Source organism: Streptomyces sp. NPDC017936 (assembly GCF_044328485.1).
Lineage (GTDB): Bacteria > Actinomycetota > Actinomycetes > Streptomycetales > Streptomycetaceae > Streptomyces.
Window position 1 is genome coordinate 113,084 of sequence record NZ_JBIRHK010000019.1, and the last position, 24,576, is coordinate 137,659.

At 69.4% G+C, this 24,576-nt stretch carries 22 protein-coding genes and 8 pseudogenes; 14 read left to right on the forward strand and 16 right to left on the reverse strand.

All coding sequences use genetic code 11. The features are described 5' to 3' along the window. The first annotated feature begins 24 nt into the window (after positions 1-24). Positions 25-2,337 (forward strand): FdhF/YdeP family oxidoreductase, encoded by a 2,313-nt coding sequence (locus ACH4F6_RS32620; protein ID WP_397963984.1) that lies wholly within the window; start codon positions 25-27, stop codon positions 2,335-2,337. A gap of 312 nt (positions 2,338-2,649) precedes the next feature. Here ACH4F6_RS32620 and ACH4F6_RS32625 read toward each other — a convergent pair. After that, positions 2,650-3,347, reverse strand: a pseudogene (locus ACH4F6_RS32625) (RNA-guided endonuclease InsQ/TnpB family protein); the annotation flags it as partial. A 39-nt stretch (positions 3,348-3,386) separates the two neighbouring features. Here ACH4F6_RS32625 and tnpA point away from each other — a divergent pair. Further along, a pseudogene (gene tnpA / locus ACH4F6_RS32630) lies at positions 3,387-3,791 on the forward strand (IS200/IS605 family transposase); the annotation flags it as partial. Positions 3,792-3,870: 79 nt separating this feature from the next. Here the strand turns inward: tnpA and ACH4F6_RS32635 are convergent. Beyond that, positions 3,871-3,996 (reverse strand): annotated as a pseudogene (locus tag ACH4F6_RS32635) (hemin transporter); the annotation flags it as partial. Positions 3,997-4,278: 282 nt separating this feature from the next. Here ACH4F6_RS32635 and ACH4F6_RS32640 point away from each other — a divergent pair. Further along, a complete protein-coding gene (locus ACH4F6_RS32640) occupies positions 4,279-5,040 on the forward strand; it encodes an isocitrate lyase/phosphoenolpyruvate mutase family protein (RefSeq protein WP_397963985.1) in 762 nt (253 codons plus the stop codon). 71 nt (positions 5,041-5,111) lie between these two features. Here ACH4F6_RS32640 and ACH4F6_RS32645 read toward each other — a convergent pair whose 3' ends face one another. Then, a complete protein-coding gene (locus ACH4F6_RS32645; RefSeq protein WP_397963986.1) occupies positions 5,112-5,462 on the reverse strand; it encodes a cupin domain-containing protein in 351 nt (116 codons plus the stop codon). A 126-nt stretch (positions 5,463-5,588) separates the two neighbouring features. Next, entirely contained in the window at positions 5,589-5,792 is a 204-nt protein-coding gene (locus ACH4F6_RS32650) for a hypothetical protein (RefSeq protein WP_397963987.1), read from the reverse strand. An 89-nt stretch (positions 5,793-5,881) separates the two neighbouring features. On the opposite strand from ACH4F6_RS32650, the pseudogene ACH4F6_RS32655 reads away from it, so the two are divergent. Next, a pseudogene (locus ACH4F6_RS32655) lies at positions 5,882-6,022 on the forward strand (AAA family ATPase); the annotation flags it as partial. A 63-nt stretch (positions 6,023-6,085) separates the two neighbouring features. Further along, entirely contained in the window at positions 6,086-6,586 is a 501-nt protein-coding gene (locus ACH4F6_RS32660; RefSeq protein ID WP_397963988.1) for a GNAT family N-acetyltransferase, read from the forward strand. Positions 6,587-6,907: 321 nt separating this feature from the next. Here the strand turns inward: ACH4F6_RS32660 and ACH4F6_RS32665 are convergent, their stop codons facing one another. The 7 genes from ACH4F6_RS32665 to ACH4F6_RS32695 all read right to left on the reverse strand — a co-directional run bounded on the left by ACH4F6_RS32665 (position 6,908) and on the right by ACH4F6_RS32695 (position 12,087). Further along, positions 6,908-8,650 carry an endo-1,4-beta-xylanase gene (locus ACH4F6_RS32665; protein ID WP_397963989.1) on the reverse strand — a complete coding sequence of 581 codons (1,743 nt, stop codon included), beginning with the start codon at positions 8,648-8,650 and terminating at the stop codon, positions 6,908-6,910. After that, on the reverse strand, positions 8,617-9,936 hold the full coding sequence (locus ACH4F6_RS32670) for a maleylpyruvate isomerase family mycothiol-dependent enzyme (RefSeq protein WP_397963990.1): 1,320 nt from the start codon (positions 9,934-9,936) through the stop codon (positions 8,617-8,619). The genes ACH4F6_RS32665 and ACH4F6_RS32670 overlap by 34 nt, the downstream gene beginning before the upstream one ends. A 147-nt stretch (positions 9,937-10,083) precedes the next feature. Continuing rightward, the gene (locus tag ACH4F6_RS32675; protein ID WP_397963991.1) at positions 10,084-10,794 is read right to left on the reverse strand and encodes an MFS transporter; all 711 of its coding nucleotides are present in this window, start codon (positions 10,792-10,794) and stop codon (positions 10,084-10,086) included. Further along, entirely contained in the window at positions 10,724-11,110 is a 387-nt protein-coding gene (locus ACH4F6_RS32680; RefSeq protein WP_397963992.1) for a hypothetical protein, read from the reverse strand. Before ACH4F6_RS32680 ends, ACH4F6_RS32675 begins: the two co-directional genes overlap by 71 nt. Next, positions 11,107-11,340, reverse strand: a complete 234-nt coding sequence (locus tag ACH4F6_RS32685; protein WP_397963993.1) for a DegT/DnrJ/EryC1/StrS family aminotransferase — start codon at positions 11,338-11,340, stop codon at positions 11,107-11,109. Before ACH4F6_RS32685 ends, ACH4F6_RS32680 begins: the two co-directional genes overlap by 4 nt. Before the next feature lie 40 nt (positions 11,341-11,380). Further along, a complete protein-coding gene (locus tag ACH4F6_RS32690) occupies positions 11,381-11,848 on the reverse strand; it encodes an IS3 family transposase (protein ID WP_397963994.1) in 468 nt (155 codons plus the stop codon). Next, positions 11,839-12,087: a transposase gene (locus ACH4F6_RS32695; RefSeq protein WP_397963995.1), complete on the reverse strand. Its 249-nt coding sequence runs from the start codon at positions 12,085-12,087 to the stop codon at positions 11,839-11,841. The genes ACH4F6_RS32690 and ACH4F6_RS32695 overlap by 10 nt, the downstream gene beginning before the upstream one ends. Positions 12,088-12,409: 322 nt before the next feature. On the opposite strand from ACH4F6_RS32695, the pseudogene ACH4F6_RS32700 reads away from it, so the two are divergent. Beyond that, positions 12,410-12,547: pseudogene (locus ACH4F6_RS32700) on the forward strand (IS5/IS1182 family transposase); the annotation flags it as partial. Positions 12,548-12,696: 149 nt separating this feature from the next. On the opposite strand, the gene ACH4F6_RS32705 reads toward ACH4F6_RS32700, so the two are convergent. Then, positions 12,697-13,296, reverse strand: a complete 600-nt coding sequence (locus ACH4F6_RS32705) for a TetR/AcrR family transcriptional regulator (RefSeq protein WP_397964043.1) — start codon at positions 13,294-13,296, stop codon at positions 12,697-12,699. Positions 13,297-13,351: 55 nt separating this feature from the next. Between ACH4F6_RS32705 and ACH4F6_RS32710 the strand changes: the two genes are divergently transcribed. Further along, positions 13,352-13,816 (forward strand): SRPBCC family protein, encoded by a 465-nt coding sequence (locus ACH4F6_RS32710; RefSeq protein WP_397963996.1) that lies wholly within the window; start codon positions 13,352-13,354, stop codon positions 13,814-13,816. 241 nt (positions 13,817-14,057) lie between these two features. On the opposite strand, the gene ACH4F6_RS32715 is transcribed toward ACH4F6_RS32710, so the two are convergent. Next, positions 14,058-14,915 (reverse strand): LysR family transcriptional regulator, encoded by an 858-nt coding sequence (locus ACH4F6_RS32715; RefSeq protein ID WP_397963997.1) that lies wholly within the window; start codon positions 14,913-14,915, stop codon positions 14,058-14,060. Between the two features lie 70 nt (positions 14,916-14,985). On the opposite strand from ACH4F6_RS32715, the gene ACH4F6_RS32720 reads away from it, so the two are divergent. Then, a complete protein-coding gene (locus ACH4F6_RS32720) occupies positions 14,986-15,717 on the forward strand; it encodes an SDR family oxidoreductase (protein ID WP_397963998.1) in 732 nt (243 codons plus the stop codon). A gap of 151 nt (positions 15,718-15,868) precedes the next feature. Here the strand turns inward: ACH4F6_RS32720 and ACH4F6_RS32725 are convergent, their stop codons facing one another. Next, positions 15,869-16,927, reverse strand: a complete 1,059-nt coding sequence (locus ACH4F6_RS32725; RefSeq protein WP_397963999.1) for an IS630 family transposase — start codon at positions 16,925-16,927, stop codon at positions 15,869-15,871. A 334-nt stretch (positions 16,928-17,261) separates the two neighbouring features. On the opposite strand from ACH4F6_RS32725, the gene ACH4F6_RS32730 reads away from it, so the two are divergent. The 3 genes and pseudogenes from ACH4F6_RS32730 to ACH4F6_RS32740 form a co-directional block, all read left to right on the forward strand. Further along, entirely contained in the window at positions 17,262-18,617 is a 1,356-nt protein-coding gene (locus ACH4F6_RS32730; protein WP_397964000.1) for a hypothetical protein, read from the forward strand. 78 nt (positions 18,618-18,695) lie between these two features. Then, positions 18,696-19,133: pseudogene (locus ACH4F6_RS32735) on the forward strand (transposase family protein); the annotation flags it as partial. Beyond that, positions 19,126-19,842, forward strand: a pseudogene (locus ACH4F6_RS32740) (integrase core domain-containing protein); the annotation flags it as partial. The pseudogenes ACH4F6_RS32735 and ACH4F6_RS32740, both read left to right, overlap by 8 nt. 32 nt (positions 19,843-19,874) lie before the next feature. Here the strand turns inward: ACH4F6_RS32740 and ACH4F6_RS32745 are convergent. After that, positions 19,875-20,102: a hypothetical protein gene (locus ACH4F6_RS32745; protein ID WP_397964001.1), complete on the reverse strand. Its 228-nt coding sequence runs from the start codon at positions 20,100-20,102 to the stop codon at positions 19,875-19,877. Between the two features lie 817 nt (positions 20,103-20,919). Here ACH4F6_RS32745 and ACH4F6_RS32750 point away from each other — a divergent pair. From ACH4F6_RS32750 to ACH4F6_RS32760, 3 genes are all read left to right on the forward strand, one after another. Next, positions 20,920-21,585: an IclR family transcriptional regulator gene (locus ACH4F6_RS32750; protein ID WP_397964002.1), complete on the forward strand. Its 666-nt coding sequence runs from the start codon at positions 20,920-20,922 to the stop codon at positions 21,583-21,585. Between the two features lie 294 nt (positions 21,586-21,879). Beyond that, on the forward strand, positions 21,880-23,100 hold the full coding sequence (locus ACH4F6_RS32755; protein ID WP_397964003.1) for a radical SAM protein: 1,221 nt from the start codon (positions 21,880-21,882) through the stop codon (positions 23,098-23,100). Continuing rightward, positions 23,100-24,365 (forward strand): MFS transporter, encoded by a 1,266-nt coding sequence (locus tag ACH4F6_RS32760; RefSeq protein ID WP_397964004.1) that lies wholly within the window; start codon positions 23,100-23,102, stop codon positions 24,363-24,365. The genes ACH4F6_RS32755 and ACH4F6_RS32760 overlap by 1 nt, the downstream gene beginning before the upstream one ends. On the opposite strand, the pseudogene ACH4F6_RS32765 reads toward ACH4F6_RS32760, so the two are convergent. Beyond that, positions 24,335-24,574, reverse strand: a pseudogene (locus ACH4F6_RS32765) (macro domain-containing protein); the annotation flags it as partial. The gene ACH4F6_RS32760 and the pseudogene ACH4F6_RS32765 overlap by 31 nt on opposite strands. Between the last annotated feature and the right edge of the window lie 2 nt (positions 24,575-24,576).

Here is a 24,576-nt window from a genome sequence, read left to right on the forward strand (position 1 = left end):
ACACGGCAAGAGAAAGGCCAAGCGATGCAGAACCCGCCCGGTGAGGAGCCGGAGACCTCCCTCTCCGTGACACCGCCGAAGAAGTGGGCGGCCGGGGTTCCCGCCGTCGTGCACGCGCTGGAGTACTCCCTGGAGCAGACCTCCCCGCGCAAGACCGGGGTCGACCTGCTCACCATGAACCAGGTGGGCGGGGTCGACTGCCCCGGCTGCGCGTGGGCGGACCCCGCTCCGGGCCGGCGCCATCGCAACGAGTACTGCGAGAACGGCGCCAAGCACATCAACGACGACGCCACGACGCGCCGGATCACCGCCGACTTCTTCCGCGAGCACAGCGTGTCCGATCTGGCCGCCCGCTCCGACATGTGGCTCAACCAGCAGGGCCGGCTCACCGAGCCGATGATCAAACGGCCCGGGTCGGACCGCTACGAGCCCATTGGCTGGAACGACGCCCTGGGCGTCCTGGCGCAGGAACTCCGGGGGCTGGACTCGCCCGACGAGGCGGTCTTCTACACCTCCGGCCGGGCCAGCAACGAGGCCGCCTTCGTCTTCCAACTCTTCGCCCGGGCCTACGGCACCAATAACCTGCCCGACTGCAGCAACATGTGCCACGAGTCCAGCGGCTTCGCCCTGAACGAGACGCTGGGCGTCGGCAAGGGCACCGTGAGTCTCGACGACCTCCACCACGCGGACCTGATCTTCCTGGTCGGGCAGAACCCGGGCAGCAATCACCCGCGGCAGCTTTCGGCCCTGGAGGAGGCCAAGCGCAACGGCGGCCGCATCGTGGCGGTGAACCCGTTGCCGGAGGCGGGGCTGCGACGCTTCAAGAACCCGCAGAAGCCGCGTGGGGTCGTGGGGCGGGGCACCCAGATCGCCGACCGCTTCCTGCACATCAAGCCGGGCGGAGACCTCGCCCTGTTCCAGGCACTGAACCGGCTGTTGCTGGAGGCGGAGGACGCGCGTCCCGGCACCGTCCTGGACCACGACTTCATCAACGCCCACACCTCCGGTTTCGAGGAGTTCGCCCGGCACGCCCGCACCGTCGACTGGGACGACGTGCGCGCGGCGACGGGGCTGACCCGCGAGGAGATCGAGAAGGTCCGCGACGAGGTCCTGCGGAGCGAACGCGTCATCGTGTGCTGGGCGATGGGCATCACCCAGCACAAGCACGGCGTACCTACCATCCGGGAGATCGTCAACTTCTTGATGCTGCGCGGCAATCTGGGGCGCGCCGGCACGGGCGCCTGCCCGGTACGCGGCCACAGCAACGTCCAGGGCGACCGCACCATGGGCATCTGGGAGCAGATGCCGGACACCTTCCTGGACGCCCTTCAGGAGGAGTTCGGCTTCGATCCGCCGCGCCCGCACGGCTTGGACTCGGTGAACTCGATCAAGGCGATGCTGGAGGGCCGCGTCAAGGTCTTCCTCGCCCTGGCCGGGAACTTCGTGCGCGCAGCGCCCGACAGCGAGGTCACCGAGAAGGCGATGCGTTCGTGCCGGCTGACCGCCCACATCTCCACCAAGCTCAACCGCTCGCACACCGTCTGCGGCGACACCGCCCTGATCCTGCCGACGCTGGGACGCACCGAGCGTGATGTCCAGGCCGACGGCGAGCAGTTCGTCACCGTCGAGAACTCCATGAGCGAGGTGCACACCTCCCAGGGACGACTCGAACCGGCCTCGCGGGTGCTGCTGAGCGAGGTCGCCATCCTGTGCCGGCTCGCCCGGCTGAGCCTCGGCGGCGAGGGCGACATCCCCTGGACCAAGTTCGAGGGCGACTACAACACCATCCGCGACAGCATCTCCCGGATCGTGCCGGGCTTCCACGACTTCAACGCCCGGGTGACCCGTCCGGGAGGCTTCCAGCTCCCCAACCCGGTCAACGAGGGCGTGTTCAGGACCGAGACCGGCAAGGCCCGGTTCACCTGCAACGAGCGGGTGGTCCCCCGGGCCCCCGAGGGTCACCTGCTGCTGCAGACCTTGCGCTCGCACGACCAGTGGAACACCGTCCCGTACACCAACAACGACCGCTACCGCGGCATCCACGGCAGCCGCCACGTGATCCTCGTCAACCCGGCCGACCTGTCCGAACTGGGCCTCGCCCAGGGCGATCGCGTGGACCTGGTGAGCGTCTGGGAGGACGGCACCGAGCGCCGGGCCGAGAACTTCGAGGTCGTGTCCTACCCGGCGGCCAAGGGTTCGGCCGCTGCCTACTACCCGGAGACGAACGTCCTGGTGCCGCTCGACAGCGTCGCCGACGTAAGCAACCAGCCCACGTCGAAGGGCATCGTCGTCCGCCTCGAACCCACGGGTGACCGATCCCGGCCGGCACCCGTCTGACCGAAACCGACGACGCCGCACCCCGGCGGGGCCCGCTGACAGCGGCGGGGCCCCGCCGTGCGGCACAGGTGTCTGCGACGCACCCCCTCTGTGCCCCGCGGTTTGGGCAGAAAGCGGTCGACGACGAGCGGACCGCCAGCGAACGCTGACGGCGATATTTGAGAATGGTTCTGGCCGCAGTTCTGTGAATCCCCAGGTCAGCGAAGTGAGCGAGGGACCGTTTCGGCAGAGTGTGTCCCGGCATGGCGAGCAAGACGGTCGAGGCTGTGCTGTTTCCCGGGATCGATGTGCGAGTGGAGTGCGTCCGAAGGGGACGTTGCGGGCTGCGTTGTGGTCGCGGTCGTGCACGGTGCCACATGCGCCGCACGTCCGCTCCCGGACATGCGGGGGCTTGGGACCGTCCCGGAATCCGCAGGCCGAGCAGACCCGCGAGGAGGGGGAATCGCGGTCCACCTTGGCGAAGGCGCGGCCGTGCAGAGCCGCCTTGTACTGCAGCATGCCGACGAACGCGGACCATCCCGCGTCGTGCACGGACTTGGCGAGCCGGGTGCGGCCGGAAGCCGGCGGGACCACTTCACCTCGAGGTTGCCGACCTTGGCCACGTACATCCTGCCGTTGTCCTTCAGGGAGAAGGCGTTGGTGTTGAGGCGGATCGACTGCCGGGTGTCTTTCTTCGACTTGTAGCGGGGAGGGCCGACCTTGTGGCCGGGCCGCTTGCCCTTGAGGCTGTCGAAGAAGTTCTTGTAGGCGGTGTCCAGGTCCCGCAGGGACTGTTGCAGGACGACCGCTGAGACGTCGGCGAGCCAGGCGCGTTCGGCGGTGTGCTTGGCCTGGGTGATGCGCAGCCGGGACAGCTCGGCCGACTTCACATACGGCAGTCCCGCCGCGTGCGCTTCTTTCCGATCGCGCAGACAGTCGTTCCATACCACGCGGGCGCACCCGAACGCCCCTGCCAGCGCCCGGCGCTGGGAAGCGTCCGGATAGGCCCGGTAGTTGTAGCGCAGCTGCACGCCCAAGATCCTACTGACGGTTGATCTCCTGGAGGGTCGAACGATTACAGGCGTGGCAGGCACGTTGTTTCGGTGATGCATGTGCACTTGGTCTTCGTGACGAAGTACCGGCGCGGGGTGTTCGACGAGGAGATGCTGACGCGCTGCGAAGAGATCATGCGCAAGGTGTGCGAGGATTTCGAGGCGGAGCTGAAGGAGTTCAACGGCGAACGCGATCACGTCCACCTGCTGGTGCACTACCCGCCCAAGGTCGCCGTCTCCAAACTGGTCAACAGCCTCAAGGGCGTCTCCGCCCGCCGGATACGGCAGGAGTTCACCGGCCGGATCAACCGCGCCATCATGCACGGGCACCTGTGGTCGCCCTCGTACTTCTCCGCATCGTGCGGCGGAGCACCGTTGGCGATCGTCCGCCAGTACATCGAGCAGCAAAAACGTCCGCTCTAACGTGCACGTCAGAGCAGTTTTGAGATGCAATCATCCCCGGCGTGAACGCCGGGACTTTCTGCAAGAGTCCCGGTAACGGCCCGTCCGACAGGCCGGTTTGCCCGGTGAACATGGTGGAGCAGAAGCGGGTCGTGATCTCGTCGAGTGCGCCGCCCACGGCGGGCAGGGTGGCGCGGACGACGGCGGCGGACTCGGGCGAAAGCACGGGTCTCCCCAGCAAGGGCGGACGTGCGCGGACAGGGGCTCGCACGTCCCGGCTGCCCATGGGCCTACCAGCGATCCGGCCCCGGTGGCGGCCTGCCGTGCCCCTCGGGGACGAACGGCCGCGCAGGTCAGGACCGTTGGTTCCGGCAGTGCGGGCCGAAGCGGAGCCGAACGGCCCTGTGCGTGCTGCGAGGGGCCCTGCCGGGCGCGTCCGGCGACGCGGGCGTGGCGAACGCCGGTCGCCTGTCCGGTGCCCGGCGACGGGCGGGGTAGCGTTCCTCGTATGGATCTCCACACCGTCGTTGAGCGTGCTCAACGCCTCAAGCAGCTGCACGCCCAGTACCAGCCGCTCGTGCTGCCGACCGTCTGGGACGTCTGGTCCGCGCGCACGGCAGCGGCCGCCGGGTTCCCCGCGCTGACGATCGGCAGCCATCCCCTCGCGGACTCCCGCGGGGCCGACGACCACGAGGGACAGACCTTCGAGGAGGTCATCGCCGCCGTCAAGCCGATCGTCGCGGCGGTCGACGTGCCCGTGTCAGTGGACCTGGAGGCCGGGTACGGGCAGGAGCCCGCCGACATCGTCGCCGGGCTCATCGAGGCCGGCGGGGCGGGCCTGAACATCGAGGACACCGTCCACTCCGAAGGCGGCCGCGTGCGCAGCACCCAGGAGCACGCCGCTTTCGTGGCCGGCCTGCGCGCGGCGGCCGACGACGCGGGGGTCCCGCTCTGGGTGAACGGGCGCACCGACCTCTTCCTGCACGCGCAGGACGCCGCGGGCGTCCTCGACGAGGCGATCGAGCGGCTGCGGGCCCTGGAACAGGCCGGCGCCGACAGCGTCTACCCGGTGGCCATCCAGGACGACGACGAGCTGCTCGCGGCCGTGACCGGTGCCGTCGGCGTTCCGGTGAACTCCACGGCCCATCCCGTCAAGCACGACCTCGAGCGTTTCCGCCGTCTGGGCGTCGGCCGGGTCACCTACGGCCCGCTGCTGCAGTTCGCCCTGACGGACGCGATGACGGACATGCTCAAGCCCTGGGCGCCCTGAGGAGCCGGCCGGGAGGACAGCGCGGCGGGTCCGCCGCTGTCCTCCCGGCCGGCCCCGGGACCGTTCCCGCGTCACACGCGCAGCGCGTACACCTTCCTCAGGGTCTCGTGCACCGTCCACGTCGTGCGGTCGCCCTCGCGCAGTACGGCCATGTCACCGGGCCCCAGGCGGAGCGTCGGGCCGTCCTGCACCTGGACCGTCGCCGAACCGCTGACGACGACGAACATCTCGTCCGCCTCGGTGTCGGTGACCACTCCCGGTGTCATCTGCCAGATCCCGCCCAGCTGACCGCTCTCCTGCGAGCCCCACAGGACCTTCCCGGTCACCGTGGGGGTCCCGGACACGATCTGCTCCGGTTCCAGGGGCTCCGCTTCGAGTTCGGCGTCGGGCACGTGGAGGGCGAGGGTCTGCACGAGTGACATGCGGCGACCCTAGCCACGGGGCCGCCGTCGTGGTGACGACAGCATGTAGGGAGTTGCGGTGGCAGACCAGACGTTGTGTCCGCATCCGCCGGCCTGCCTCGTCGTAGCGGTGGACGTCCGGCCGGCTCACCTTCGCAGGACGACCGCCGCGTTGATCCCGCTGAAGGCGACGCTGTGGCACAGCGCGGTGCGGACCGGTCCCGGGGCGGCGGTCCGTCCCACGAGAGGGAGAACCTGCGCCAGCGGCTGTTCGGTGTTGGGATCGCCGTGGCGGAAGCCCGCCCGCATCTGGATCAGTGTCGCCACCAGTTCCAGCAGCCCGGCTGCCATTCGAGGAGCCGCTCGCCCCAGCCGAACCGGCGGTGGTGACCAGCATCCGCACCACAGCATGAGCACCGAGCAGAACGACGCGGACGGGTAAGACATCCACCGACCCACTCCTCTGCGCAGCCATCGTCGACCGCCTCACCTCCAACAGCACCATCATCGAAACCGGCACCGGCTCCTACCGCCTCGCCAGCATCCGGGCACGAGCCGAGAAGTCCGCGAAGGCCGGCTGATCTCTGCCCCAGCTGCCGAGAAACCTGCGACGCGTTCGGGGAGCATCGGCGAGGATGGCTGCCATGGCCCACGTGATCGAAGTTCCTCATGCCGGCGACGCCGCGTTTCCGGGGCCTCTGCGGTTGAGGACCTGGCTGCAGACATATCCCAACGAGGCGGCGGGGATCAACGAGACCTGGATCCGTGAGCACCGCGGCGCCTCCGCCACTGCAGAAGGCACCGCCCAGTGGCGGCAATTCATCGAGGCCGCCGGACAGCAACCGGATCTGCTCTTTTGCCGTGTTGTCCGCTCCGAGGCGGAGATCGTCGGCTTCCTCTGCGGTCGCCGGGACGAGGTGGTCTCCCTCGGGCCGTTGTATCTGCTGAACGAAGCCCAGGGCCAAGGTGTCGGGGGCCGGATGACGAACGAGCTCTTCACCTGGGCGGGAAGCTCGCCTATTCGCCTATGCGCCTGTGGGTCACCGAATACGACGAGCGAGCGGTCCACTTCTACGAGCGCCACGGATTCAAGACCACAGGCGAGCGAGAGACCTGGCGAGGAAAACTGCCAGATGTGCGCATGACTCGCGACTCCGCGCTAAGCGTCAGGTGACGCTCTCACCCCTAGGCTCTCACAGATCCGTACGTGACAGCCGCCCGTCATGCGGCTCTTGTCGTTCTGGACCCCGGGTCTCTTGAGGCCCGGGCTCCAGCGCTGCATCAGAAACTCTCGAACCTGAGACAGCATCACTTGCCATGAGATAAAACCCCATGACAGCGATCCCCCACCCACATCTCTCGTCCTATGACAATGACCCCCCAGTGCTGAAAGACCACAGGCCCAGACCAGCACTACTGACTCTCACTACCACCGACACCAAACCGAGAGATCGCACCTTGATTCCTCACGCCTCGTCAAAGGCCTCGAGCAGGCGCTCGTACGCCAGCTTCGGCCGCAGGGCCGCGTCCCACGGCAGGGAATCGGCCGTGCGCGGAGGATAGATCTTGGTGTCGGCGGTGGAACCGTACCGGTCGGTGAATCCCCATGTGGAGAACGATGTGCAGTTCGGCTCCTCCAGGCAGACCCGCAGCTTGCCCGCCATCTCATCAGCCTGGGTCTGCCGCCCGTCCTCCTCGTCCTCACCTATGGGGACGTCCATCTCCGACACCCGCGCCTGAACCCCGAGCTCCGCCAGATCCCGCACATGGCTGCGGAAGGTCTCCGGGTCGATGCGGTCGCCGGGTGCGTACTCATGGTTCTGGAAACCCACGCCGTCGATCGGTACGCCGCGTTCCTTGAGCCGCTTGACCAGATCGTAAAGGCCGTCCCACCGCTCGCCTTCCTCCTCGACCCCGTACTCGTTGAGGAACAGCCGTGCCTTCGGATCGGCCCGGTGGGCGGCCCTGAACGCCTCGTCGATGTACTCCTCGCCCATGGCCTCGAACCACGGGCTCTGCTCGGAGCGCAGACCGAGATCCCCGTTGGTGTAGCTCTTCTCGTCGTCGGACATGGGCTCGTTGACCACATCCCATTCCGCGACCTTTCCCTTGAAGTGCCCGGCGACCATGGCGATGTGCCGGAGCATGGTCCGGCGCACCTCCTCGGGGTCGTCGTTCTCCCGCATCCAGTGGGGCAGAGCCTCGTGCCAGACGAGGGTGTGCGCGTGCACCTTCATGTCGTTTGCGCGGGCGAAGCGTACGAGTAGGTCCGCGTCGCGGAAGTCGTAGACGCCCCGGCGTGGGTGGAGGAACTGTGGCTTGAACGCGTTCTCCGGAGTGAGCATGGAGAACTGGCTCCCCGCGAGCGCCCGGTAGCGTGAGTCGGTGAGCAGCGGGTTCTCGGCCAGGGCGGCGCCGACGTCGAACGGCCGCCCCACGTCTGCGGCCCGCGCACGCAGCGAGTCGTCGGACTGCTCCTGGCGTAGCTGCGGCGCCTTGATCACGCGGAGCGAGTCACCGCTCTCTGCCCGCGCGATCAGCTGCGTCAGACGCCATCCCGCGTGGCGCTCGTCTTCGCCCGCGTCCGCCTCCAGACCGAACCAGACAGTGCCCTCGGCGAACACCCCCGGGTCCTGCACGGTTCCCAGCCGCCGCCCGTCGGCTTTCACGCGGAAGGTGTCACCGATGCTCGACACGGCGAGCGTCACCGTCCCGGAGCAGCCGCAGTCGAAATCCTTGGAGGTGGCCGGCTCATCGCCCTCGCCGTCCCATATCTGTACCTTCACTTGTCCGTCAGCGGTCACGCCGACGCGGAGTGAGGGCCGCTCCTGCCGCCACTCGTCGTAGATGACGGGTACCCGTCCGTACAACCGCAGCCATGAGTCGCCGTCATCGTCACCCACACCGGACATGCGCGCGGTGACGGTGAAGTCGCCATCGGACCTGAGATGCGGGCCGGCCAGGTTCAGCGGGGGGTTGGGCTGGCCGCCGGAGGAGTCCTGCTCCACGATGTGCCGATCCAATGCGCTGACCCGCAGGACGTCGTTCCGCGCGGTGGTGCCCGGCATCTGCGTCCAGTCGTGGTTCCGCAGCAGGTCTTCGTCGTTTCCGCCGCCCGCGCCTTCGCCCTGCCCCGTACACCCGGCCGCCACCGCCATGACGAGCACCACGGCGGTCAGTCGCTGCCACGTCCCCCCACCAAGGTCCACGGCCCCTCCCACTCTCTTGTTCGAGACGGGATCAACGTCTCGAAACCGGGCCACAGTTCATCACACATGAGGTACGGCGGCCTTGTGCGGCACGTCCCGGCTCGTGTGGCGGAGCGGGCCCGGATCGTTGCGGCCTGCGCGGAAGGCGCGTCAGACACGCGTGTGCCAGGGGACTTCAGGGTATCCACGGAGACGGTACGCAAGTAGCGCTCACGGTTCGCTGACCGGCGGATGGTGGGACCGGCGGACGAGCCGCGGCCGGGTCGCCACAAGTCGGAACTGGTACTCGGCGAGGCTGAGCGTACGGAGTTGACGCGCTGGTCGTGACAGGCGATGACGACCGGGCCGGGATCGGCGCCGGGGCTGTTGGTGTCGACATGGGTGATGCACTGCCTGCACGCCGACACCACGCCTGACGAGGAAGCCGCCGCCTGACGGCCTGGAACGAGGCCGGCGTCTGGGACCAGTTCCACCAGTTGCTGCTGAACAAGCTGCGGTCGAAGAACCAGCTGGACTGGTTTTGGGTGGTGATCGACTCTCCCCCTGGCTTTGTCGGGGGTGCCGGCCGACGCGGAGGGCAGGGGACCGGGCGGTCGGACGGTCAGCGCCCTGCCGTCGGTCCGCCCGGTGAGCCAGCCCAGCAGCTCCGCCGCCGGCCCCGTCACCCGCGGTCCCGGCCCGTCGCCGACGACCCGCAGAACCCGGTCCTCGTCGGCGCACAGGGCCATGGGCGGGGCGACGGGATTCTCGCGCAGCTTCGTCACGGTCGTCTCCAGTTCGCGGGCTACGAAGAACGCGGGCCAGTCCGCCGGGCCGTGACCGGTCGCCAGGTCGGTGTGGTGCACCTCCACCTCGCGCAGCATGCTCCCGACGGCGCCGCGCACCGGGCGCAGGCCCCCGCCGAGCCAGTGCACCGGCACCTCCCAAGCATCGTCAGGGTGCTTGCCGGCCGCGGTCAGGAAGCGGTGCAGCGAGCTGTCCAGGTCGTCGAGGAGGACGGCGGCGGGCCGGTCGGCACCCTCCTCGATCTCCCGCTCGCGCTGGTCGTCGTCGGCGTACTGCGGAAGGCCGGCGTCCGAGCGGGCGGAGACGAGCAACCGGTGGCGGGAGTCGGCACTGCGGGCCAGGTGCGTCAGGACATGGGCGCGGGTCCAGCCGGGCAGCAGGGAGGGCGCCCGCACCTCCTCGTCCGACAGCGCCGCCGCAGTTGCGAGCAGCCGGTCGGCCGAGGTGTGCAACAGGGGCAGGATCGAGGCGGGGCTGTCGTGTCCTTCATCGTGCGGCATGGGTCTCCGATCGGTGACGACGCGTCGCCTCACCTGTTCCCAGCCTGCGCCGTCCTGCACCGCACCGATCGCGCGTCCGGCATGTCACGCCCCGCCGTACGACGGCACGGCGGGGCGCAGAGTGGGAGGTGGCCGTGCGGCGGCCCGTCAGGTCGGTGTCCGGCGGTCGCTTCCCGACAGCAGGACCAGGATGGCCACGGACAGGAGAATCAGCGCCACGAAGGCCCGGCGCAGCCCGAAGGCGCCGCCGACCAGGCCGATCACCGGCGGGCCGCTGAGGAAGCCGGTGTAGCCGATCATGGTGACCGCCGCGATGGCGGGCCCCGGCCGGTCCGGATGACGCCGGGCGGTGTCGCTGAACGCCACGGGGGTGACGACGGCCAGACCCAGCCCCAGCACCCCGTACCCGGCGAGGACCGCCTGCCTCGCCGGCCCGGCCACGACGAAGACGGAGGCCGCCAGACAGGTGACGGCACAGCCCAGCAGGAAGCGGGCGTCGCCCAGGCGGTGCCCCAGCCGGTCCGTGCCCAGACGGCCGGCGACCATGCCGCCGGAGAAGAGGGCGAAACCGGCGGCCGCCATACCCGGTGAGGCGTCGGAGACCTGCCGCAGATACAGCGCCCCCAGTCGTTGAGGACCCCTTCCATCATCATGGCGCAGAAGCAGACCGCGCCCGCCACGAGCAGGGCGCGCGAGGGCAGAGCGAACCCGGCGGAGGCGGCGTGTGCCGCGCCGTCCGGCAGGGTGCCGAGGACCGCGACCGCGCCGAGCAGCGCGAGCACCACGCTCACGAGTGTGAAGTGCACGACGACCCCGACGCCTTCCCCGCCTCTTGCCACGCGAGCTCCGTGAGCGCATCCCGTTCGTCGACGAGAACCTTGTGCAGGGCTTCGGCGTACCGCGCCAGGGTGGCGGTGTCGTTCGGTGTGCCCAGCGAACTGAACGTCTGGCCGAGGACCAGTCGCCGTTCGCACACGTCCCGCGCGACGGGGTGGTCGTCGGGGCCGTAGCGCCGACCCGGGGCGGCTTGGTCGTAGGACCAGGGGCAGCCGCGGCCGTAACCGCGCAGGTCCTGGAAGAGCGTCTGGGCCGGGACGGGCTGGGGCTGCCAGCGCATGATGCCGAGCCCTTCGGCGAGGACGGCCTCCTCCACGGCGTCACGGAACGCTGTCACGGCATGCCCTCCAGCCCGTAGTCCTCGGGGGCGACCAGGAGCGAGGAGAAGAAGGAGACGTGGGCGCGGTCGTCGGGGACATGGGGTGTGCGGATGCCGAACAGCCCGGTGAGCGCCTCCGTGAGTGCGGCACCGTCGGCCTGCCGTGCAGCGGTGAAGTCGGGCAGCTGTTCCAGCTGGGAGCGCGCGAAGGCAGCGGCGAGGACGTCGATGCGGTAGTCCCAGCCCATGATGCGCGCGTTGTGGTCGAGGCTCTGGCCCTCCAGCTCCTCACCGATACATCAAGACCCTGCGGGCGAGGCGCCAGTGTTGCTCGTCGCGGGTGGCGAAGAGACCGCCCTCGCCCAGCGCGGACAGGCATGTGGAGCCGTTGAGGCTGGCACCGCTGAGCGGTGCCAGCCCGCCGACGATCATCCGTGAGAACACGTCCAGGACGAACGCCACATACACCCAGCCCGTCCAAGTGCGGACATACGTCATGCCCGCCACCCACAGCTGATCCGGCCGGGACGCGGTGAAGTCGCGGTCGACCAGGTCCGGCGGTCGGGGCGCCGACGGCTCAGGCACGGTGGTCCGCCGCCGCTGACCGCGGATGACGCCCTCCAGGCCCGGCTCGTCCATCAGCCGCTCGACGGTGCAGCGGGCCACCTGCACACCTTTGCGCTTGAGCGCGCGGGTGATCCGGCGGACGCCGTAGGTGCCGCCGGACTCGGCATGAACCTGTTCGATCAGCAGCATGAGCTGCTCGTCACGCAGCCGACGGGCCGACGCAGGGCCTCCTCGAGGCGGACCAGTGCGAGGTCGAGGAGGCGGTCGGCGCGGTCGTCCTCGGCGAGACGGTCTCGGAAGTCGGCCAGCACGCTGTGGTGGAAGCCGGGGTCGTCCAGCTCCATGGCCATGGCGTACTTGAAGTCGATGCGGCAGCGGACCGACTCGGCGGCCTGCCGGTCGGACAGGCCGAGCAGGAACTGCAGCACACAGACGATGGCCAGTTGAGCAGGGGAGAGACCCGGACGCCCGTCTCACGGGTACCAGTTGACGAAGTCCTCGTCGCACCACAGCCCATCGAGGCGGTCACGTACCCATATCGCCGTCGTGCCGTCCGGGTTGCTCGCCCGTGCGACCTGCGCAGTCAGAGACGGGACCTGCTCACCGGAACGGGGACGAAGGGACAACGAGCACCTCGACAGCTGCATCGGTCGGCGGAACGACCCGAGCACGCCCGTTGATCATGCTGTCGCACCGGGAAACTCCAATATCCCCGACAGAGTCGCCCATCCAGGGGCGACGTGGACGGACGTGATCCCGGTCCGCGACCGGCAGGTCGCGGCCTCCTCACGCAACTCACGCAACTACCGGTTCTCGGCGAACGTGCAGGTCGTCATCGATGCTGACACCCGTCTGGTGGTGGTCTCGGCTCGGTCGGCACCCGGCAATGACCGTGGCCGCCCACCCGACGCTGCCCTTCGGGTGGGCGGCGGAGCCGAAGTGAGACGGTTCCCCCGACGCTTCGTATGTGTCTCAGAAACCCGCGAGGAACGGTGGTACGACGTCTGGCCCAGTCGCTACGCCTGCTCGGTGACTCCTCACTCCGAGCCGTAGTACAGCCAGAGGAACTCCTCCATCGCCGCGTCGACGCCGGCGCGGTCACCCGTGGCGAGCAGGTCCAGCAGCAGGCCGCGGACGGTGGCGAGTCCCAGCCTGGCCCGGTTCCGGGCCAGGGCAGGGTCCGCTCCCGCCCTGACCTCGGCGGCCACGAGCGGCTCCAGCCAGTCCGTAACGAGCCCTTCGAGGACTGGGGCGGCCTCGGGGCGGCCGCGAAGCGCGTGCCCGCAGATTTCGAAGAAGAGCCGCTCCTGACCGGCCATCCGAGGGTCCGTGAGCTGCCGCCACAGCAGCCGCGAGACATCGGCGGGCGAGAGACCGGGCTCCAGGCGGAGCCGGGACAGCACGTCGCGCTGGCGTCGCTCCGACGTCCGGACGATCTCAACGAGCAGCTGTTCCTTGGAGCCGAAGTAGTGGATCAGCATGCGGTGACTGACGCCGATCGCGGCGCCCAGCCTGCGCAGGCTCAGGTCCGCGATGCCGTGTGCCGCGACGTGGTCGACAGCCGCGTCCACCAGTTGTGCGCGCCGAGCCCCGTGCGCGCCTTGCTCGGCCTCGCCCTCGGGATGCGAGTCGTCCATGGTCACCACGTCACGACTGTACCAATCGGTACATGGCGCATGTACCGTGTGGTACATGAAGCCTGTCACCGTGTCGATCGACGTACCTCAGACTCCCGAGCAGGTCTACGGCTTCCTCGACGTCATGGCGAACCACGAGCGGTTCACCGACCACTACCTGACCAACTGGCGCTACACCGGCCCCGCCAAGGGCATCGGATCGTGCGCCACGGTCACCGCCGCGCTGGGCGGCACGAAGACCGACGTCACCATCGATGTCGTCGAGGCCGAGGCCCCTCGGCGCATCGTCGAACGCAACGTCAGCGCGGCCGGCCGGCGGCAGGGCCGCGGCACCTACGCCATCGAACCGCTGCCCACCGGTGAGGCCCGCGTCTCGTTCACGTACACGTGGGTACGCGCCCCGCTCGCCGACCGGCTGCTGGCCCCCGTCGTACGGGCCACGATGCGGCACGCCAACCGCACGGTCATGCGACGCCTGGCCAGCGAGCTGGCTCGCCACGTGTCCGCCGCCGAATCCTGACAGCGGTACGCACCGCCCCTTCTCCCCGGCGCAGGCCCGACACGCACCGGGGCCCTGCCCTCGGGCACGGGCTCCTCTGGGGGCTCGGCTCGGATTGTCGACCGCGTAATCGGTTCGCCGTCCGGTGCCCGTCATTCTGCCTCCAGGTGTGATCTCGACGGTGGCCGTGAGGGCGTCCTGGAGTGTTCGCACGCCTGCGAGCATGGGCGAGGGCGCCTCCCGCCCGGCGTGTCTCCCCGCTCTACCCGCCGTGGCCCGTCGCCTTGCGCGCCACGGCGGCGGCCGCGCGGACGAAGGCGGCCAGGGCCGGGGAGGTGGCGTGCTCGGGCCAGGCGAGGACGAGCGTGGTGGGCTCGGCATCATCGACTGGGACAGCGACCAGGTCGTCGCGGAGCTGGCTGCGGATGGAGGAGGGGAGGACGGCGACCATGCGGCGCAAGGCGATGAGGTGGAGAAGCTGCCCAAGGTCGTGGACCTCGGGTCCGTGTGAGCCGCCCTCAGATGCGCCCGGCCAGCGCGGCAGGGGCTCCCCGACGAGGTCGTCCAGGCAGACCCGGGTACGGCCCGCGAGGCGATGCGAACTCGGCATCACGAGAAGTTGAGTCTCGGTCAGGAGGTCCTGGGTGTCCAGGCCGGTGAGGTCGTGGTGGGGGCGGTGAAGCAGGGCGGCGTCGGCACGACCCTCCCGCAGGAGGATCTCACGCTCGCCGAAGCTGCACACCAGCTCGACCGGCAGCGCACCCGGCTCAGCCTGATAGGCGTCGAGGATCGCGGGCAGCAGGCCACCGTCGCCGCCCGGCTTGATGACCAGGACCAGACGCGGGTCGGCGCGGCCGGCCCGCCGGGTGCGGCGCGCCGCGGCCGACGCGGCGTCGAGCACCGTACGGCTCTCGCGGAGCAGGACGGCCCCCGCCTCGGTCAGTGCGACCCGGCGGCTGCCACGTTCCAACAGGGTTACGCCCAGCCGTCGTTCGAGCTGCTGAATGGCGCGGGAGAGCGGCGGTTGGGCCATCCCTAGCCGGGCGGCCGCCCGACCGAAGTGCAGTTCTTCGGCGACAGCGGTGAAGTAGACGAGCTCGCGGACCTCCAGTCTTTCCATACCCGCAGGGTATCGCTGCGTACCTGGTCGGTGTTGGAACTCCCGGCCGCCCCCGTGATGGGCTGAACGCATGACAGAAACCACGACTGCCCTGGTCACCGGTGCCAACAAGGGCATCGGGCGCGAGGTCGCAGCCCGGCTCGCCTCGCTCGGCACGAACGTCCTGCTGGCCTCGCGCGACCCGCACCGCGGTGCGGCAGCCGCAGCCGACCTGGGCCCGCGGGTGTACCCGGTCACCCTGGACGTCACCGACCGCGCCAGCGTCCTGTCCGCCGCCCGCTGGATCGAGGAGCGCTTTGGCCGGCTGGACATCCTGGTCAACAACGCCGGCATCTCTGGCGACCTCGCCGCCCAGAGCCCTGACAGTGTCGAACTGCCCGCTGTACGCGAGGTGTTCGAGACCAACGTGTTCGGCGTGATCAGCGTGACCACCACGATGCTGCCGCTGCTCGCCCGCTCCCCAGCCGCCCGGATCGTCAATGTCAGCAGTGGACTGGGCTCCATCGCCCGGATGACCGATCCCGAGGACTACTTCACAACCCGGCCCCCGTTGGCCGCGTACGTCCCGTCCAAGACCGCACTCAACTCGCTGACCGTGCAGTACGCCAAGGAACTGCGCAGCCGCAACATCCTGGTCAACGCCGCCGATCCGGGGCCGTGTGCGACCGACCTCACCACCGCGTTCCCCGGCCTCACCCGCACCGCGGCCGACGGCGCGGCCGTGGTCGTCCGGCTCGCCACGCTGCCCGATGACGGGCCGACCGGCGGCTTCTTCGACGAGCACGGCCCGGTTCCCTGGTGAGCTGCCTGTCAGGGAACCGAGGGACGGGGTGGTGGGGGTCAGCCCGGACGGGACGGGCGAGCCGGAGACCGCGCCGGCGCCCGACGGGCCGCAGCGCCCGGGTCACCCGCCGGACCGCTCCGGCAACAGCCGACGGAAGGGTAGCGGACCGTCAGGCAGCCTTGGCCGGGTACTCGGTCCAGCTGCGGATGGGTGAGTCGGGGGCAAAGCTGGTCTTCGGTTCGGCACGGATATTTCGCCAGCGCACGTAGGCGCCGATGGCGGCGTTCTGTTCGCCATGGCTGCGGTGGTCGGTGCCGTTGAGGGCGAGGTAGCGCAGGGCGGCGAACTCGGACTCGATCCAGTTCGGCCACGATCCGTAGGTCGGCAGGAAGACCAGCTCGATGTGGTTCGCCGCGGCCCGCGCGCGGACGTCCGGGTGCTTGTGAGGGGAGAAGTTGTCCAGGACGACGTAGAGCTTCTCGCCGGGCCAGCGGATGCGCAGGGACTTGAGTAGGGACAGGAACTCGCACCACCGTTTGCGGGTCCGGATGCGGTAGTACGTTTTGCCGGTGGCCAGGTCGAGGACGGCAAGCACGTGCATCACGCCGTCGTAGCGGTTGTAGGTGGCCCGCAGACGACGTGGTGAGCGGTGCGGGCGCCATGCCTTGCCTTTGCGGGGCATGAGGTCGAGCGGCCCGAACCCGTCCACACAGACCACCCGGCCGTCGGTCGGCGGGGGGTCGTGGAGCGCCGGGATCCGGTGCATCTTGGCGATGAAGTCCGGGTCGTTCGAGGACTTCCAGGTCGTGCTGGTCTGCCAGGAGACCCTGCCCTCGCGCAGTATCCGTCGCAGTGTCTCGCGGCTGACGGCGGGGACCACGTTCTGCTTGACCAGGTGTTCGGCGAGCTTGGTCAGGCTCCAGGTGGAGAACGCGGAGATCTTCCAGTCGGCGGGGGACGTCCGGGCGATCAGGCAGATGTGCTCACGCACCTGGCTGCTGATCATCCTGGGGCGGCCCCCGCTCCGTTTTGGGTCCAGCGACTCGAACCCCTGCTCGTTGAAGGCGTGGATGACGTCTCGCACATAGTCGGCGCTGACCTGCATCAACGAGGTGATGTCCGGAACCGACCGCCCCTGCGCGGACATCATCACCACGATCGCCCGCCGCAGCCGCACCGCGTCCTTCACGGTCCGGCTGATCCGCTGCAGCCGACGCCCTTCCTCCATGCTTACCGGCCGGACGAACACCCCCGGACGACGTCCCACGACCACCTCCACCATCACAACGTGGAAGCAGCCTGCCGCGCAACGAACGGAAGATCAATTACCCGACCAAGGATCCGAGCCAAGCCACTAGAAGCCCGGGTGGCGACGTCTGTCCTTCCGCATCGCGGACGGCACCGTCGCAGGTTGCTTCGATGGCATCAACACGCTGCCCAGTACCACAGTCACAGCCGACGGTGTCTACGCCACCAGCTGTAACCAGCGCCTCTACTGCTTCCAGAACGATTCTGCCAATCTTATGGTGAGGGGACGTCACCATGTGCTGGCGGGAGGGGCGATGGTCGAAGGACAGGATCCGTTACCCACCGTGCGACCACCGCGGCCTCCCACCCGGATCCGCCAATCGCGGCCCCTGGGTTGGCTGCTGCAGACGGTCGGCACGATCTCGATGGCCCTTGGTGGCATAAGCGCGGCCGTCTCCTTCATGTCCCTGCGCACCTGGGACGCCGAGCAGGGGGCGTCGGTCGTCATCGGGCTGGCCCTGACGTCGATTCTGCTGGCGGGCGGGCGCTGGGCGACCCGGCGGGGACAGCGGCATCGGGCACAGGTGCTCCAGACCCTCACCGGTCTTTCCGAAGGCGAGCAGGTCGTGCTGTTTTTGCGGTCCTTCGCCGACGACGAAGGGCTCGCACGGATTCAGGGGGGCTCGATGACGGAGGGCCTCTGGCTCGCGTCCACCGACACCGAGGAGCAGCAACTAGCCCGGTCCGTCAGCCCGTTCGGGACGATGGTGGCGCTCGGCCGGCCCGGCGACATGCTTCCGCAGGCGGGCGCGGGACGGCACTACAGCTCCGATCTGGAATGGCAGGAACAGGTACTGGCCGCCTTGGACCGGGCCATGCTCGTCCTCCTGGTCTGTGGACCCGGGCGCCAACTGCGCTGGGAGGTGGAACAGGTCGTCGCCCGCAACCAGCCGGAGCAGCTGGTGCTCATCGGCGTACGAGATGCCGCGCAGTACGAGTCCTTCCGGCTCGCGATGCAGGATTTCTTCCCCAAGGGCCTGCCGCCTTCGGCGATGGACCGGAAGGACCTGACGAAGGGGGCGGATACGTACGTTCGTGAAGCCGTCTGGTTCGATGCGGACTGGACACCGCACATCACTCCGCTCGGCAGTGGCGATCCCGAAGTCGAGGTGGACTTCCTGTTCAACCCCCACGCCTGGGTGGAGACGGCTTTTCCCCTGGCCATCCGGCCCGTCTACACGCGGGCCGGCCTCACCCCGCCCGGCCTGCCCTCAGGACGCGTCGCCCGCCCCTGGGCGGTCAAGGTCGCGGTTCCGTTGACCACGCTGGCCTGGGGAGCCGTCCTCGCGAGCAGCGGGCGGAGCCTTGGAGACGACGACCTGACGATGCTGGTGATTCTCGGCCTACCGTTTGCCCTGGCGCTGTACCGGACCTGGCGAGGGGGACAGTTTGCACCGGCGATCCTCAAGCTGTTCTCCGGGTTGTTCGGGCTCATATTCGTCGCAGTGCCGTTGACCGGGCCGTTCACCGGCGATGGGTTCTTGGTCGCTGGGCCCCTGTCTCTCCCCATCGGGATCGCGCTGATCACCGGTGTTCTACTGCTCAGCCGCCAAGACGTCCACGAGTGGAAGGCGTCGCACGCGTACAACGGGCGCCGTCACGTTGACTGACCGGGTGGGATGGTCTTCGGGTTGATCACGCTGGAGATTGTCCCGTAACCGGTGGGGCGGCTGGTGCGTTGGCTGAGCATGGGCGGGGTGATCTCAGCAGATGATCCGAAGTGGATCGAGCCGTTCTCGGGGCTGACCGAGGTGCAGTTCGCCAGGCTGGTGGCGTTGGTACGACGTCGTGGTGGTGACGTGCAGCGGGGCCGGCCGTGGCGGCTGTCGCTGGAGGACCGGGTGTCGCTGGTGGCGACGTACTGGCGCATGAACCTCACGTTGCGGCAGGTGGCGCCGTTGTCCGGGGTCTCGAAGTCGGCGGCCGACCGCATCTTCGATCACCTGGCACCTCTGCTGGCCGTCTCGCCGGCACGCCGACCGCGCAAGGACACCGTCTGCATCGTAGACGGCACTCTGGTGCCTGCCCGGGACCGCAGCATCGTCGCCCCGAGCAAGAACTACCGGTACTCGACCAACCTGCAGGTCGTCATTGACGCCAACAGTCGTCTGGTGGTGGCGGTGGGAGCACAGGCGGACCCAGGGGGAGTCGGCCCGGCTCGGGCATCGGATCGCCGCCTCGACGGTCTGGGAGATCCTCGACGCCGCGGGCGTCGACCCGGCGCCGCGTCGTGCCGGTCCAACCTGGCGCGAGTTCCTGGCCGCCCAGGCCGAGGGGATCATCGCGGCAGACTTCTTCCACCTCGACACCGTGCTCGGCACGAGGCTGTACGCACTGGTGTTCCTCGAGCACGGCACGAGGCGCCTGCACATCACCGGAGTCACCGCCCGGCCCACCCGGGAGTGGGCCGTGCAACAGGCGCGGAATCTCGCCGCCGGCCTGGGCAGGCGCAGGGAGTCTGTGCGGTTCCTGCTGCGTGACCGCGATGGCAGGTACGGTGCGGCGTTCGACACGGTCTTCGAGGCCGAGGAGCTGGAGGTGATCTTGAGTGTCCCGCGGGTTCCTCGGATGAACGCCCACTGCGAGAGGATCATCGGCAGCATCCGGCGCGCGATGCCCGACCACGTCCTGATCGTGAACGAGGCCCACGCCCGCCAGGTCCTGGCCGCCTGCCGGCGGCACTACAACACCCACCGACCTCACCGAGCCCGACAGCAACTACCGCCTGATGCCAAGGAACGGCCCGATGCGACAGTGCACGACCTCAACGCCCGCCGAGTGCTGCGGACCAGGATCCTCGGCGGCGTGATCAGCGAGTACCGCTATATCGCCTGACCGGCGACGATGACTTTTCGAGCGGCACAGGTTCAGGAGCTGATCGACCGCGCCTGACGCGCAGCAGGAGAGGGCGTCGAGCGTGTCGGTACGTACACCCGGCTGGCGCCCGTCCCGCTGCGCAGGGCGGCCGCGGCCACCCCGTACACGGCGGCGGGCAGCCCGGCTCCGACGGCGGGCGCCTCGGCCAGTCCGCCGAACCAGGCAGCCGCCTCGGCGGTGGAGCTGACCACCTCGTACTCCGCGGTGAGCAGCGCCATCGCGCGGGCGCCCGGGTCGGGGCCGGCGGGCGCGGCGGTCAGGGAGGCGCGCAGCTGCGCTGTCCACGGGGGCGGAGAGCCCGGCGGCGAACTCCGTCTCGGCGGCTGAGAACGACGGGCGGTCCGCGGCGCGGACGAGGACCAGGGCGCCCCACACCCGGCCGGCGTCCCGCAGGAGCACGCTCATCTCGTCGCCCAGGTCGAGCGGGCGGTAGATGTCGCGGTACCGGATGCTGCCGTCGAGGCGGCCGTCGAGTACGGCGTGCAAGGTGCCCGTGGGCGTGGCCTGGCGGGCCAGGGCGGGCACCAGGTTGGCGTCGCCCTCGCGGTACTCGATGTCGAGCACCCGGGGCATCCATGCCGCGCTCACCCCGTGCCGGTAGCAGCCGCCTATGTTGGGCAGGGTATCCGGATCCAGCAGGACCCCCGCCCAGACCTCGAAGGACACGGCGTGCGCGAGCCCGGCCGCTGCCGCTTCCAGGACCGCCAGGGGCCCGGTGTCGTCTGCTGCGCGGCGCGGACCGTCCGCCGGTGTGCCGCCTGCCAGTTGGCGGGGCCTGCCGTCTGACCTCCTGACGGCCCGTCCGACCGGGCCACGGGGCAGGTTCGCTCGGCGCGTTGAACGTTCGACAAACGGGCTGTTGGCGGGCTGCCGGTGCTGCCGACTTGCCGATGCACCGCTTTCGGCCGCATCGGACACACCCCCCAGATTCCTGGGATACCGCCGCTCCGCCGCCGTTCGCACACTTCCCACAGCCTTCGGGCCTTCGAGGGGGGACCCGTGACGAAAACATCGGAAACATCTGGGGGCAGAGGTGTGCTTGACGGCGCTTTCGCGCTGCTCGATGCCGTGCGGCGGCGGGGCGGTGAGGCCGGGCTGACGGAGATCGCCGTGGCGTGTGGGGTGCCGAAGGGGACGGCGCACCGTCTGTTGGAGCAGTTGGCGTCGGTCGGGGCGGTCGAACGGCGCGGCCGCAGGTACGTCCTGGGGCCGCAGCTGTTCCGGCTGGGCCAGTCCTGGCAGCCGTATCCCGGGCTGCGTATAGCGGCCCGGGGGCCGCTACACCGATTACGGGCCACGACGGGCGCCAGCGCCGTACTGACCGTGCTGCGCGACGGTCTCGCACTGACGGTGTCCTCGGTGCCGGGACGGGGGGAACCGCTGGTGCCGGTACGCGACGGGATGAGCTTCCCGCTCGACACGGCCGCCGGCCGGGCCCTGGCGGGCCGCGAGCGGGGCCCGGTGCTGGACCGTGAGGAGGTGGTGCCGGGCCTGAGCTGCGTCGCCCTCCCCGTCCGCGGCCCGGACGGGCGCGTGATCGCGGCACTGGCGGCGATGGCCCCGGCCGACCAGGCGCTCGCACCGGTGACAGCGGCGGTCGCCTTGGCGGCGACGGCCATAGGAGACCGCCTCGCACGCGCCGAGCGCTCCGGCGAACCTGCCATTCCGTCCGCCGCATTGTCCGCCGTATTGCTGCATTGAGTTCCACTTCCGGAGTTCCGTCCAGCGGAACTTTCGTGGCGTTGCACGGTCCGCTCCCGCCATGGTGTGGGCGCACCGGAAAACACCGGACCGCGCATCGGCGGAGAGACGCGAAGGAGGTGAGAATCATGCGCATCGAAATCTTCGACAACGGGGACGTCGAGTCGCTGGACATCTGCCAGGACTACGTCAGCTGCAAGGGCTACAGCACGTGAGCCGCTCTGCTGGTGGGGGCTTCGGCCCCCACCAGCAGCATCTCCGCACCATCACCGTTGACGGACGAGGAGGATCTCGTTGACCAGCCTGGACAGAATTCCACGGATGCGGATCATCCGTGGCGCGGATTGTTATTGGGCCATAGGGACGCGCAGCATTGCGAGGCTGCCCCTGGCCGCGGTGACGGAAGATCGGGAGCTCGTCCCCGAGGCAGAACAACTCATCAGGGCCGCGGATCTGTCCCCGACCGTCGAGCGCGACACGTACCAGCTGACGGTGCTGGTCACGACCCGGTGCAACCTCGCCTGCGCCTACTGCTTCCAGAACACCGAACTCCCGGCCACCGGTCAGACCGGCATACCGCTGCGCATCGCCGGCATGTCGATCGACGAGGACCGCACGGGCGAGATCCTGGAATTCGCGAAGCGGCAGCTGGCCCAGAACGGCAAGAAGGCATTGGACGTCATGCTGTTCGGTGGAGAGCCGACCATGTACATGGACCAGTGTCTGCGCCTGTTGCGAGGAGCCGGTGAGATCGGGCTGGCCCGGGCATCCATGATTTCGAACGGGACACTCTTCACGGTGCCGCAGATGAAGGCACTGGAAGAAGCCGGACTTCGGGATGTGCAGGTGACTTTCGACGGTGACGCCGAAGCCCACGATCGGTCACGCATCACCATCGGCGGCCGTGGTACCTTCGCCCGGATTCTGGACAACCTGGCCGAGGTGTCCCAGAAAACCGACATCCGCTGGCAGTTGCGGGTGAACCTGACCGCCGAATCGATCAAGGGCGCCGACCGGCTCGTCGACCGGCTGTCCGGACGCCTCGACCCGGCCAGGTTCGGCATCTACTTCGCCCTCGTCCACGATCCCGGGATCGGTTTCGCCGGCACCGTGGAGCACTCGCGCGCCGTGGCCGAGCAGGTCGCGGACCTGTACGGGAGAGTCGGCGAAGCAGGATTCCCACTGCCCCGGCCGACCTACAGCACCTGCGCCACCTGCGGGGAAACAAGCGGACGGACAGGCGCGACGGTGAATGCCAACGGCGTCCTGTACAGCTGCTGGGAGTCCGCAGGCCAGAAAGGCATGGAGGTGGGGGACGTGACCCGGGGCTATCTCCCGGAGAGCGTCATCTCCTCCCGCTGGGTCGCGTGCGGATACACCGCGAACGGCCAGGTCGACCCCCATGTGCGGCAGACGTTCACGGACACCTTGGACGCCCTCCTCCTGGACCGGCACTACCGGTCGGGACGCCTCGGGACGGGTAAGGTGCGCGAAGCGGACGGGGCGGCTGCGTAATGTTCCGGCCGCCTTCCGCCGCCCGCGACCTCCGGCTGCTGCTGACGGCCCTGACCTGCTCGGCGGCGGGATCGCTCATGGAGCCGGTCGCCGTCATCTTCGCGGTCCTGGGCCCACTGGACGGTGGCCCGTCCGAGGTCGGGACCGTTCTGGCAGCGGGGTTCGGCGGGGTGGTCGCCTGCAGCGCCCTGGGAGGCGTGTTCGCCGATCATTATGCGCCCCGGCGCGTGATGATCGCCGCCGACAGCGTCAGCTTCATCATTCAGGCAGGCACGGCAGCCGGCCTCGCGGCGGGGGTCATGTCCGTGCCCGTACTCGCCGTACTGGCGTTCGCCGGCAGTGCTGCAGGGTCTTTCTCCGGGCCTGCATCACGGGCCCTGCTGACGCAGATCGTCGACCGGAACGGCCTCCAGCGGGCGAATGCCAAGCGCAGCACACTCATGTCCACGACGAAAATCATCGCTCCTCTCCTCGGTGGGATACTCGTCCCGCTGATCGGGGCAGCCTGGACGATCGCGGTGGACGCCGCGACCTTCGCCTGCAGCGCCCTCCTCGTCGTACGGATCCGTGCACGGGCAAAGCCGTCGGACCGCCGGCAGGGAGGGCGGACCAGAGCGCCCGGCTTCGTCCGGGAACTGCGGGAAGGCTGGTCCGAACTGACACGGCGTCCGTGGCTCTGGGGAACGATCGCGGTGTTCGGCGGTTTCGAACTTCTCGTCTCCGCGCCCCTGGTGACCCTGAAACCGCTGCTCGCCGAGGACCTGTACGGGGGAGCCCGCGGCTACTCCTGGCTCATCGCCGCCTCCGGGCTGGGAGCTGTTCTGGGCGGTCTGGCGGCCGCCCGGTTCACCGTCCGAAGACCCCTGCTCGGGGTGGCGGTGCTCATCTTCCCCCTCGTGACCACGCCACTGGCGCTGGCTCTCGGCGCGCCCCTCACGGTCGTGGTCACCACGTCCGTCCTGAGCGGGGCCTGCGAGGCCGTCATCGGAGTGCTGTGGTTCACCACCATCGGCCGAGTGGTACCGCAGGAGGCCCAGGGCAGGGTCACGTCCTGGGACACCACCGGTACGTACGCATTGCGCCCGGCCGGGCTCACGCTGGGCGGGATCGCGGCGGTCGCCGTCGGTTCCGGACCGATTCTGTGGACGGCCGTCACTGCCACGGTGCTGCTTCCCCTACCGCTCCTTCTCCTCGGTGACGTCCGAACGCCCATATCCGAACTCGACGGCACGGATCAGCTGAGGACTGCCTCGAAGATCGCGTAGGTCTCGGCGCCGAAGAGGACGAAGCGGACCTCCTCAAGGGGGGCGGGGGAGCTTGTGCGGACCGTTTCGATGGCGATGCGGGCGCCGTCGTCCATGGGCCAGCCGTAGACGCCGGTGGAGGTGGCCGGGAAGGCGACCGTGCGGGCGCCCAGTTCGGCGGCGATGCGGAGGGGTTCGCGGTAGCAGGAGGCCGGCAGCTCCGAGCGGTCGT